Genomic DNA, 11904 nt, shown 5'->3' on the forward strand with positions numbered 1-11904 from the left:
GTCCCGGGCCCTCGTCCGTCCCACGGCGTCCGTCACGCCGCCACGGGAACCTCCGGCGTCGCGCCGTTCGCGGCCGGCGCGAGCGCGAGCTCCAGCACCTGGCGGACGTCCGTGACGGCGTGGACGTCGAGCTTGTCCAGCACCTCCGCGGGGACGTCGTCCAGGTCGGGCTCGTTGCGCTTGGGGATGATCACGGTGGTGACGCCCGCCCGGTGCGCGGCGAGCAGCTTCTGCTTCACCCCGCCGATCGGCAGCACCCGGCCGGTGAGGGACACCTCGCCGGTCATCGCCACGTCCGTGCGGACGAGCCGGCCGGACAGCAGGGACGCGAGGGCGGTCGTCATGGTGACGCCGGCGCTCGGGCCGTCCTTGGGGACCGCGCCCGCCGGGAAGTGGATGTGCACGCCCCGGTCCTTGAGGTCGCCCACCGGCAGCTCCAGCTCGGCCCCGTGGCTGCGCAGGAAGCTGAGGGCGATCTGCGCCGACTCCTTCATCACGTCGCCGAGCTGACCGGTCAGGGTCAGTCCCGCCGCGCCCGTCTCCGGGTCGGCCAGCGAGGCCTCGACGTACAGGACGTCGCCGCCCGCGCCGGTGACCGCGAGGCCGGTCGCGACGCCGGGCACGGCGGTCCGGCGCTCGGCCGGGTCCTGGGCGGACTCGGGCACGTGGTGCGGCCGGCCGATCAGGCCGCGCAGATCCTCGCCCCCGATGGCGAACGGCAGCTCCCGCTCGCCCAGTTCGTGCTGGGCCGCGACCTTGCGCAGCAGCCGCGCGATGGACCGCTCCAGGGTGCGCACGCCCGCCTCGCGGGTGTACTCGCCCGCGAGCCTGCGCAGCGCGCTCTCCTCGAGGGTGACCTCGTCCGCCGCGAGACCCGCGCGCTCCAGCTGGCGCGGGAGCAGGTGGTCGCGGGCGATGACGACCTTCTCGTCCTCGGTGTAGCCGTCGAGGCGGACCAGCTCCATACGGTCGAGCAGGGCCTCCGGGATGGCTTCGAGCACGTTGGCGGTGGCCAGGAACACCACGTCCGACAGGTCGAGCTCGACCTCCAGGTAGTGGTCGCGGAAGGTGTGGTTCTGCGCCGGGTCGAGCACTTCGAGGAGGGCGGCCGCCGGGTCGCCCCTGAAGTCCGAGCCCACCTTGTCGATCTCGTCGAGGAGCACCACCGGGTTCATCGACCCGGCCTCCTTGATCGCCCGCACGATCCGGCCGGGCAGCGCGCCGACGTACGTACGGCGGTGGCCGCGGATCTCGGCCTCGTCGCGGACGCCGCCGAGGGCGACGCGGACGAACTTGCGGCCCATGGCGTGCGCGACGGACTCGCCGAGGCTGGTCTTGCCGACGCCGGGCGGGCCCACGAGGGCCAGGACGGCGCCGCCGCGCCGGCCGCCGACCACGCCCAGACCGCGCTCGCCGCGGCGCTTGCGCACGGCCAGGTACTCGGTGATGCGCTCCTTCACGTCCTCCAGGCCCGCGTGTTCGGCGTCGAGGACGGACTTGGCGCCCTGGATGTCGTACCGGTCCTCGGTGCGCTCGTTCCACGGCAGTTCGAGGACGGTGTCCAGCCAGGTGCGGATCCAGGAGCCCTCGGGAGACTGGTCGCTGGAGCGTTCCAGCTTGTCGACCTCCTTGAGGGCGGCCTCGCGGACCTTCTCGGGCAGGTCGGCCGCCTCGACGCGGGCGCGGTAGTCGTCGGACTCCTCTGCCGCGTCCTTGCCGTCGCCGTTGAGCTCGCGCAGCTCCTTGCGGACGGCTTCGAGCTGGCGGCGGAGCAGGAACTCGCGCTGCTGCTTGTCGACGCCCTCCTGGACGTCCTTGGCGATGGTCTCGGCCACGTCCTGTTCGGCGAGGTGGTCGCGCAGCTGCTGGGCGGCGAGCTTCAGCCGGGCCACCGGGTCGGTGGTCTCGAGGAGCTCCACCTTCTGTTCGGTGGTGAGGAACGGCGAGTAGCCGGAGTTGTCGGCGAGCGCCGAGACGTCGTCGATGGCCTGGACGCGGTCGACGACCTGCCAGGCTCCGCGCTTGCGCAGCCAGGCGGTGGCGAGCGCCTTGTACTCCTTGACGAGTTCGGCGACATGACCGGGCAGCGGCTCGGGGACCGCCTGGTCGACGGTGGTCCCCTCGACCCACAGCGCGGCTCCCGGGCCGGTGGTGCCGGCGCCGATGCGCACACGGCCGCGGCCGCGGATCAGCGCGCCCGGGTCGCCGTCGGCCAGCCGGCCGACCTGTTCGACGGTGCCGAGCACGCCGGTGCTCGCGTACGTGCCGTCGATGCGCGGCACCAGGAGCACCCGGGGCTTGCCCGGCTCCGAGCGGGCGGCGGCCTGGGCGGCCTCCACGGCGGCGCGTACGTCGGCGTCGTTGAGGTCCAGCGGTACCACCATGCCGGGGAGCACGACCTCGTCGTCGAGAGGCAGCACGGGCAGAGTGAGCGGAGCGGACGTCGATGCCATGATCTCCCCTTCGGCAGTCAAGTTGAGCTATGCCGACTCAATGCACGTGAGCCTCCGAATGTTCCCCACGGGGCGGCCCGTTCGCTGTGGGCGATCATCACTGCTCCGGACGGGGCGCCTGGAGGGGCGCCGGACGGGTCGAGGCGGCGGGCGCCTGGAAGGGCGCCGGACACATAGCGGGCGCCCGGACGCGCGGGCTCCTGGAGGCGTGCCCGACACAAGGACGCGCGCCGGACGCGCGGCGGGCGCGCACTGTACGAGCCGCCGCCGCGGCGCGTCGAGTCGTCTCCGGCGAGCGCGGAGTTCACGGGGGACGCACGGCGGCGACGTCCGCCGGCCGAGGGGGCGCATCCCATGCCGCCGCACGACGGGCCACGCCCCCCGCGCCCCCTGCCCGTACCCCGCCCACTTCCGGCATTCACCCCGAAGCGGGCCGCCGCCCCGACCACAATGCGCTCATGACCGATGACTGGAAGCGACGTCTCGACGCCCTCCACGCGGAGCTGGTCCGCCGCGACGACCCCGTCGCCTGGGTGACCGAGGCGGACGCCGTCGAGGCCTCCAGGCGCTACCCGCACATCGCGCTGCGCGGTCCCGTCTTCGGCGTCGCCGCCCTGGACCCGGCCGTCGACGGGGCGTGCTGGCGGCTGCTGAAGCCGGTGGTGGACGGCATGCCCCAGCAGGCCAGGGACGGACTGAACTCGCACCTGTGGTTCCAGGCCAAGGACGGCGCCGGCGATCCGGCCGTGCGGCGCGAGCTGCTGACCGCCGTGGGCGTGCTGGAGCGGGCCCCCGCCGACGAGGTCGAGGCCCTCGGGGTGCGCTACCGGGTGGTGCGCGGCGACGAGTTCGCCCGGACCGGCGACGACGGGCTGGAGCCGCCCCGGCCCACCGACCCGGAGGTCCCCGGCGCGTCGTGGGAGGAGCCGGGCGCCGCGCCGTCGCCGGACGTGGGCTTCGTCCTCGACCCCGGCCGGGACGAGGGACCGATGGCGGGCGCGCTGCGGCTGGGGCTGCGCGACTTCACGTACACGGGCGACCGCTTCCCCGCCGACGTCCGCGAGGACTCCGCGCGGGCGGCGCTGACCCACCCGGACGTGGTCCGGCTGCCGGTCGGCTTCTCGGTGGCGGAACGCGAGGGCGAGCAGTGGACGCCGTTCGGCTCGCTGGCCGCGACCCCGCACGAGGCGCGCCGCGCGCTGTACGAGGGGATGGCCCGGGTCTGGGCGATGCTCTACCGCTTCGACGAGCGCAAGAAGGGCCTCTACGCGCGGGCCGCCGAGGCGTTCAGGGCGGCCGGCCGGGCCGACGAGGCCAGTGTGGAGGGCCGCGTGTTCCGGGTCTGCCGCGTCGAGCGGATGATCCGGCTGGGCCCGGACGGCCCCGAGCCGCCCCGCCCGTCCGACGTGGACGAGTACGGCCCCATGAAGCTCCACCCCACGCTGTGCGAGGACGGCACGGTCCGGTTCAACGACTGAGGCGCCTGGCCGGCGCCGGGTGACGGCCGGCGCCCGGTGACGCCCGGCGTCGGTCAGACGCTCACGCGCCGGCCCCGCGCGACGCTCACGCCGCGGACGGGGACGCCGCCTGCCGAGGACGGGCCGGCCCGGCCCGCAGATCCCAGCGCCGGACCCACGGCCAGAGGGCGACGCCCGTCGCCAGCGCGATCAGATGGCCCCAGTTGGTCAGCGGGTCGGTGTAGGCGATCAGGTCCTGCAGCAGCATCCCGCCGAACCCGACCAGCAGGAGCCCGCGCAGCCACGGCCGGAGCAGTCCGGCCAGCGCGCCGACGCTCCCGGCGACGCCGAAGCTGATGCCGTAGTCGAGACGGTGGAGCGAGCTGTCGGGCAGCCGCCCCACCAGCACGGCCAGCCCCACCGGGACCTCGGTCGCGAGGGTGGCGAGCACATGTCCGAGCAGGAAGACGACGGCCGTACGGGCGCCTCCTATGCGCCGTTCCAGCACTGCGAGGACGACGACGAAGGCGAGGGTGAAGAACGAGGCGAAGCCGCCCGCCACCCACAGCGCGCTGGCCGCGAGCACCAGCGCCGGCGTTTGCAGCAGATGCGCCACATCGGTGCTGGAGCCCTGGTACAGGGCGTAGACGAGGGCAGGGTCGGCGTGGGCGGCGACGTACGAGGTGACGGCGAGGACGGCCGCGTAGGCGAGGGTGAAGGGCACGGGGACCCGCACGCGGACGCCTGCCGGACGCCCTTTGCGGGGGACGGCGTCCGTCCGCGCGGGCGGCTCGGCCGGACCCTGCGCGAGCCGCTCCCCTGGCCTCTCCCGTGGCCGTTCGACGTGCGGCGGGACAGGCCGCACGCCGCGCTGGCCGGGGATGCCGTCCAGCAGACCGGCGACGTCGGGCAGGGGCGGGCTAGCGGGTGAGGTCGTGCGTTCCACCTGACGCGCTCCTTCCGTTTTCCCCCACCCTTCGCGTCTCGCACGCCCTCTGTCTGTGACCCGCGCCACGCCGGGGCCGATTCACAGAAACCTCTGAGACTCCTCCCATCCCCCTCTCATGCACCCCGGGCGCGACTCGCACGTCCATACGTCAACTGCACGCGCGGCAGCCGGATTTCCTCGCCCGGCCGTCGGCGAACTGCCAGGATGGCCGCATGGCTCCCCTGTACGAGATGCCCGACGCCCCGGAAGTGCTCGACCGTCGCGAGGGTCCCTACGGCGAGGTGGTCCTGCGCCGGCACGGGAAGCTGCTCCAGATCATCGCCAACGGCTGCTTCCTGATGGACACCTCGGACGGCCGCTCGGAGCGGCTGCTGGTGGAGGCGGCGCGTGCGGCGCTGGACGACCGCGCGGCCCCCCGCCTGCTGATCGGCGGCCTGGGCGTGGGCTTCTCGCTCGCCCACGCGGCCGCCGACCCGCACTGGGGCGGGATCACGGTGGTGGAGCGCGAGCGTGCCGTGATCGACTGGCACCTCGACGGCCCGCTGGCCGCGCTTTCCGGGCCCGCGCTCGCCGACCCGAGATCGACGATCGTGGCGATGGACCTGCTCGACTACGTCGATGAGACTCATGACACATTCGACGCGGTATGCCTGGACATCGACAACGGACCGGACTGGACCGTCACCGAGGGCAACGAGAGCCTGTACTCCTCCGGTGGACTCGCGGGCTGCGCACGGGTGTTGAGACCGGGCGGGGTACTGGCCGTATGGTCTGCCCGGCCCTCTCCGGAATTCGAGGGAACCTTGCGGAATGCCGGGTTCCGTCAGGTGCGTACCGAAGAGATCCCGGTTGCCCGAGGAGTGCCGGACGTCGTGCATCTCGCCGTCCGGCCTGGATAGCAAAGCCGTGGTGACTCCCCGTACGCTGCACCCCTGACGCCGATCATTTACGCGTCAACCGCAGTCATGCGCAGACATGGGATCACCCCACTGGTTCCGGAAAGCACACTCAGGGGCGGGCGATGGAGCAGACACACACCGCACACAACAGCACGGCGACCGCCACACCGGGCGCGCAGCGGCGCGTCCTGGTGGTCGAGGACGACCCGACGATCGTCGACGCCATCGCGGCCCGCCTGCGCGCCGAGGGATTCCTCGTGCAAACGGCGGGCGACGGCCCGGCGGCCGTCGACACGGCAGAGGCCTGGCAGCCCGACCTGCTGATCCTCGACATCATGCTGCCCGGTTTCGACGGTCTGGAGGTCTGCCGTCGTGTGCAGGCCTCCCGTCCGGTGCCGGTGATGATGCTCACCGCGCGCGACGACGAGACCGACATGCTGGTCGGGCTCGGCGTGGGCGCCGACGACTACATGACCAAGCCGTTCTCCATGCGGGAGCTGGCGGCACGCGTGCACGTCCTGCTGCGCCGGGTGGAGCGGGCCGCGATCGCCGCGACCACGCCGCGCAGCGGGATCCTGCGGCTCGGCGAGCTGGAGATCGACCACGCGCAGCGCCGGGTGCGGGTGCGCTCGGAGGACGTGCACCTCACGCCCACCGAGTTCGACCTGCTGGTCTGTCTGGCGAACACCCCACGCGCGGTGCTCTCCCGTGAGCAGCTCCTCGCCGAGGTCTGGGACTGGGCGGACGCCTCGGGCACCCGGACGGTCGACAGCCACATCAAGGCGCTGCGCCGCAAGATCGGCGCCGAGCGGATCCGCACGGTGCACGGCGTGGGCTACGCGCTGGAGACCCCGACGCCATGAGTCCCGGGCCGGACGGACCCAGAAGCCCCGCTCCCGGAACCGGGGAGCCCTGGGGCCGTGTGCGCCCGTTCTCGATCAAGACCAAGCTGGGCGCGCTGGTCGTCATCTCGGTGCTGATCACCACGGGTCTGTCGATGATCGCGGTGCACACCAAGACGGAGCTCCGCTTCATCACGGTCTTCTCGATGGTCGCGACGCTGCTCATCACGCAGTTCGTCGCGCATTCGCTGACCGCGCCGCTGGACGAGATGAACACCGTGGCCCGCTCCATCTCGCACGGCGACTACACCCGCCGGGTGAGCGAGAACCGCCGGGACGAGCTGGGCGACCTCGCCCAGACGATCAACGTCATGGCGGACGAGCTGGAGGCGCAGGACCGGCAGCGCAAGGAGCTGGTGGCCAACGTCTCGCACGAGCTGCGCACGCCCATCGCGGGTCTGCGCGCCGTCCTGGAGAACGTCGTCGACGGGATCGCCGAGGCCGACACCGAGACCATGCGCACCGCGCTGAAGCAGACCGAGCGGCTCGGGCGGCTGGTGGAGACCCTGCTGGACCTGTCCCGACTCGACAACGGCGTCGTCCCGCTGCGCCGGCGGCGCTTCGAGGTGTGGCCGTACCTGTCGGGCGTGCTGAAGGAGGCCAACATGGTCGCCTCGGCGCGCGCCACGATGGGCTCGGGCGGCAGCCACACCCGTACGGACGTCCATCTGCACCTGGACGTGTGTCCGCCGGAGCTGACCGCGCACGCGGACCCGGAGCGCATCCACCAGGTCGTCGCCAACCTGATCGACAACGCCGTCAAGCACAGCCCGCCGCACGGACGGGTGACGGTGAAGGCGCGGCGCGGTCCGCAGCCGGAGTCGCTGGAACTCGAGGTCCTGGACGAAGGGCCCGGCATTCCGCGCTCGGAGTGGCGACGTGTGTTCGAGCGGTTCAACCGGGGCGCGGTCCGGCGGCCGCACGGTCCGGGCAGCGACGGCGGCACGGGGCTGGGGCTGGCGATCGCCCGCTGGGCGGTCGATCTTCACGGAGGCCGGATCGGAGTGGCCGAATCCGAGCGGGGCTGCCGGATTCTTGTCACTCTTCCGGGAGAGTCACCCGCCCCAAGTTGACGTAAAGTTCGAAGCGGAGCCGCAAGATCCACCGGCGTTCGCCCTGTCGGACACGTGTGATCAGGCAGAGCGCCGACGCAGGTCGGCGAAGGGTCCGCACGCCCGTCGTGCGTGACGGGCATCAACACACCCTTTTGACGCGCAACCGCGCTTGTTTCCCGCCATTTCCACCCCCGAAACGCACTCTCCGATGTGACTTACGCGACGATGGACGGGCCCGGCCTGACTCTCCCCCTCCGGGGGGCGTAGCCTTTATTCCCGCTGTCCATCACCTTGTGAAGCGGAAGAGGGCGGTTGCCGCCGTGTCGCCACAGTCCCCCAGTAACGCATCGAGCATCTCGACCGACGCAGACCAAGCGGGCAAGAACCCCGCTGCCGCGTTCGGACCGAACGAGTGGCTCGTCGACGAGATCTATCAGCAGTACCTCCAGGACCCGAATTCGGTAGACCGCGCCTGGTGGGACTTCTTCGCCGACTACAAGCCAGGGGCAGCTGCCCCCTCGGCTACGGCGGGTACTGCGGCCGCGGGGGCCGCAGCGACCACCACCGCGCCTCCCGCGACCACCGCCCCGGCCCCGTCGGCGCCCGCCGCGGCTCCGGCGCCCGTGCCGGCTCCGGCCGCCGCGCCGAAGCCCGCGGCAGCCGCGCCGGCTCCCGTGAAGGCGGCCCCCGCGGCCAGGCCGGCCGCCGCCGCGAAGCCCGCGCCCGCCGCCGCGGCGCCCGCCTCCCCCGAGGGCCCCGAGTTCGTGACGCTGCGCGGCCCGTCCGCCGCGGTCGCCAAGAACATGAACGCCTCGCTGGAGCTGCCCACGGCCACGTCCGTGCGCGCGGTCCCGGTGAAGCTGCTGTTCGACAACCGCATCGTCATCAACAACCACCTCAAGCGCGCCCGGGGCGGGAAGATCTCCTTCACGCACCTGATCGGCTTCGCGATGGTGCAGGCCATCAAGGCCATGCCGTCGATGAACTGGCACTACGCGGACAAGGACGGGAAGCCCACCCTCGTCAAGCCGCCGCACGTCAACTTCGGCCTGGCCATCGACCTGGTGAAGGCCAACGGCGACCGCCAGCTCGTCGTCGCCGGCATCAAGAAGGCCGAGACGCTGAACTTCTTCGAGTTCTGGCAGGCCTACGAGGACATCGTCCGCCGCGCCCGCGACGGCAAGCTGACGATGGACGACTTCACCGGCGTCACGGTCTCCCTGACCAACCCCGGCGGCCTCGGCACCGTGCACTCCGTGCCGCGTCTGATGCCCGGCCAGTCGGTCATCATGGGCGTCGGCTCGATGGACTACCCGGCGGAGTTCCAGGGCACCAGCCAGGACACCCTGAACAAGCTCGGCATCGCGAAGGTCATGACGCTCACGTCGACCTACGACCACCGGGTCATCCAGGGCGCGGCCTCCGGCGAGTTCCTGCGGGTCGTCGCGAACTACCTGCTCGGCGAGAACGGCTTCTACGACGAGATCTTCGAGGCGCTGCGCATCCCCTACGAGCCGGTCCGCTGGCTCAAGGACATCGACGCCAGCCACGACGACGACGTCACCAAGGCCGCCCGCGTCTTCGAGCTGATCCACTCCTACCGGGTCCGCGGCCACGTCATGGCCGACACCGACCCGCTGGAGTACCGCCAGCGCAAGCACCCCGACCTCGACATCACCGAGCACGGGCTCACCCTGTGGGACCTGGAGCGCGAGTTCGCCGTCGGCGGCTTCTCCGGCAAGTCCCTGATGAAGCTGCGCGACATCCTCGGCGTGCTGCGCGACTCGTACTGCCGCACCACCGGCGTCGAGTTCATGCACATCCAGGACCCCAAGCAGCGCCGCTGGATCCAGGACCGCATCGAGCGCCCGCACACCAAGCCGGAGCGCGAGGAGCAGCTGCGCATCCTGCGCCGGCTGAACGCCGCCGAGGCCTTCGAGACGTTCCTGCAGACCAAGTACGTCGGCCAGAAGCGCTTCTCCCTGGAGGGCGGCGAGTCCGTCATCCCGCTGCTGGACGCGGTGCTGGACAGCGCGGCCGAGTCGCGCCTGGACGAGGTCGTCATCGGCATGGCCCACCGCGGCCGCCTGAACGTCCTCGCGAACATCGTCGGCAAGTCGTACGCGCAGATCTTCCGCGAGTTCGAGGGCAACCTCGACCCGAAGTCGATGCACGGCTCCGGCGACGTCAAGTACCACCTGGGCGCCGAGGGCACCTTCACCGGCCTGGACGGCGAGCAGATCAAGGTCTCGCTGGCCGCGAACCCCTCCCACCTGGAGACGGTCGACCCGGTCATCGAGGGCATCGCCCGCGCCAAGCAGGACATCATCAACAAGGGCGGCTCGGACTTCACCGTGCTGCCCGTCGCCCTGCACGGCGACGCGGCCTTCGCGGGCCAGGGCGTGGTGGCCGAGACCCTGAACATGTCGCAGCTGCGCGGCTACCGCACCGGCGGCACGGTCCACATCGTCATCAACAACCAGGTCGGCTTCACCGCCGCCCCGGAGTCCTCGCGCTCGTCGATGTACGCCACCGACGTGGCGCGCATGATCGAGGCCCCGATCTTCCACGTGAACGGCGACGACCCGGAGGCCGTCGTGCGCGTCGCGCGGCTCGCCTTCGAGTTCCGTCAGGCGTTCAACAAGGACGTGGTGATCGACCTCATCTGCTACCGCCGCCGCGGTCACAACGAGTCGGACAACCCGGCCTTCACCCAGCCGCTGATGTACGACCTGATCGACAAGAAGCGCTCGGTGCGCAAGCTCTACACCGAGTCCCTGATCGGTCGCGGCGACATCACCCTGGAAGAGGCCGAGCAGGCGCTGCAGGACTACCAGGGGCAGCTGGAGAAGGTCTTCACGGAGGTCCGCGAGGCCGTCACGGCCCAGCCGAGCGCGGGCCCGGTGTCGGACCCGCAGGCGGAGTTCCCGGTCGCCGTGAACACCGCGATCTCCGCCGAGACCGTCAAGCGGATCGCCGAGTCGCAGGTCAACATCCCCGACTACTTCCACGTCCACCCGCGTCTGCTGCCGCAGCTGCAGCGCCGGGCGTCGATGGTCGAGGACGGCACGATCGACTGGGGCATGGGCGAGACCCTCGCGGTGGGCTCCCTCCTCCTCGAGGGCACGCCGGTCCGGCTGTCCGGCCAGGACTCCCAGCGCGGCACGTTCGGCCAGCGTCACGCGGTCCTCATCGACCGTGAGACGGGCGAGGAGCACACCCCGCTCCAGTACCTCGCCGAGGAGCAGGCGCGCTACAACGTCTACAACTCCCTGCTGTCCGAGTACGCGGTCATGGGCTTCGAGTACGGCTACTCGCTGGCCCGCCCCGACGCGCTCGTGATGTGGGAGGCGCAGTTCGGCGACTTCGTCAACGGCGCGCAGACGGTCGTCGACGAGTACATCTCGGCGGCCGAGCAGAAGTGGGGCCAGACGAGCGGCGTCACGCTCCTGCTCCCGCACGGTTACGAGGGCCAGGGCCCGGACCACTCCTCGGCCCGCGTCGAGCGCTTCCTCCAGCTGTGCGCGCAGAACAACATGACGGTCGCGATGCCCACGCTCCCGTCGAACTACTTCCACCTCCTGCGGTGGCAGGTGCACAACCCGCACCACAAGCCGCTGGTCGTCTTCACCCCGAAGTCGATGCTGCGTCTGAAGGCCGCCGCGTCGAAGGCGGAGGAGTTCACCACGGGCCAGTTCCGCCCGGTCATCGGCGACACGTCGGTCGAGGCGAACGCGGTCAAGAAGGTCGTCTTCTGCGCCGGCAAGGTCTACTACGACCTCGAGGCCGAGCGGCAGAAGCGCGGCATCACGGACACGGCGATCATCCGCCTCGAGCGGCTGTACCCGCTGCCCGGCGCCGAGGTCCAGGCCGAGGTCAACAAGTACCCAAACGCCGAGAAGTACCTGTGGGTGCAGGAGGAGCCGGCCAACCAGGGCGCCTGGCCGTTCATCGCCCTGAACCTGATCGACCACCTGGACCTGGCGGTCGGCGCCGACATCCCGCACGGCGAGCGTCTGCGCCGCATCTCCCGGCCGCACGGCTCGTCCCCGGCGGTCGGCTCGGCGAAGCGGCACCAGGCCGAGCAGGAGCAGCTGGTCCGCGAGGTCTTCGAGGCCTGACCCGCTGACCGTCGGCGCGCGTCGGCGGTGTGATCCACGGCGAAGGGCCCGCCCCCCGAAACTTCGGG

The 11904-nt window shown here is 71.7% G+C and carries 7 protein-coding genes; 5 read left to right on the plus strand and 2 right to left on the minus strand.

All coding sequences use genetic code 11. The features are described 5' to 3' along the window. Positions 1-32 precede the first annotated feature (32 nt). Positions 33-2453, minus strand: a complete 2421-nt coding sequence (gene lon / locus ABT300_RS35695; RefSeq protein ID WP_351684906.1) for an endopeptidase La — start codon at positions 2451-2453, stop codon at positions 33-35. A 458-nt stretch (positions 2454-2911) separates the two neighbouring features. Here lon and ABT300_RS35700 point away from each other — a divergent pair, with 458 nt between their 5' ends. Further along, entirely contained in the window at positions 2912-3931 is a 1020-nt protein-coding gene (locus tag ABT300_RS35700; protein WP_351684909.1) for a DUF5954 family protein, read from the plus strand. An 85-nt stretch (positions 3932-4016) separates the two neighbouring features. On the opposite strand, the gene ABT300_RS35705 is transcribed toward ABT300_RS35700, so the two are convergent. Then, on the minus strand, positions 4017-4856 hold the full coding sequence (locus ABT300_RS35705; protein WP_351684912.1) for a rhomboid-like protein: 840 nt from the start codon (positions 4854-4856) through the stop codon (positions 4017-4019). A 215-nt stretch (positions 4857-5071) separates the two neighbouring features. Here ABT300_RS35705 and ABT300_RS35710 point away from each other — a divergent pair, with 215 nt between their 5' ends. The 4 genes from ABT300_RS35710 to ABT300_RS35725 all read left to right on the plus strand — a co-directional run bounded on the left by ABT300_RS35710 (position 5072) and on the right by ABT300_RS35725 (position 11836). Beyond that, positions 5072-5758 (plus strand): spermidine synthase family protein, encoded by a 687-nt coding sequence (locus ABT300_RS35710; RefSeq protein WP_351684913.1) that lies wholly within the window; start codon positions 5072-5074, stop codon positions 5756-5758. 122 nt (positions 5759-5880) lie between these two features. Further along, positions 5881-6621, plus strand: coding sequence for a response regulator transcription factor (locus ABT300_RS35715; RefSeq protein ID WP_020130720.1), 741 nt, complete (start codon positions 5881-5883; stop codon positions 6619-6621). Next, positions 6618-7733 (plus strand): sensor histidine kinase, encoded by a 1116-nt coding sequence (locus ABT300_RS35720; RefSeq protein ID WP_351684916.1) that lies wholly within the window; start codon positions 6618-6620, stop codon positions 7731-7733. Before ABT300_RS35715 ends, ABT300_RS35720 begins: the two co-directional genes overlap by 4 nt. 302 nt (positions 7734-8035) lie before the next feature. After that, complete coding sequence (locus ABT300_RS35725) at positions 8036-11836, plus strand: multifunctional oxoglutarate decarboxylase/oxoglutarate dehydrogenase thiamine pyrophosphate-binding subunit/dihydrolipoyllysine-residue succinyltransferase subunit (RefSeq protein ID WP_351684918.1); 3801 nt, start codon at positions 8036-8038, stop codon at positions 11834-11836. Positions 11837-11904 lie beyond the last annotated feature (68 nt).

Source organism: Streptomyces sp. NPDC001027, assembly GCF_040299045.1.
Lineage (GTDB): Bacteria > Actinomycetota > Actinomycetes > Streptomycetales > Streptomycetaceae > Streptomyces.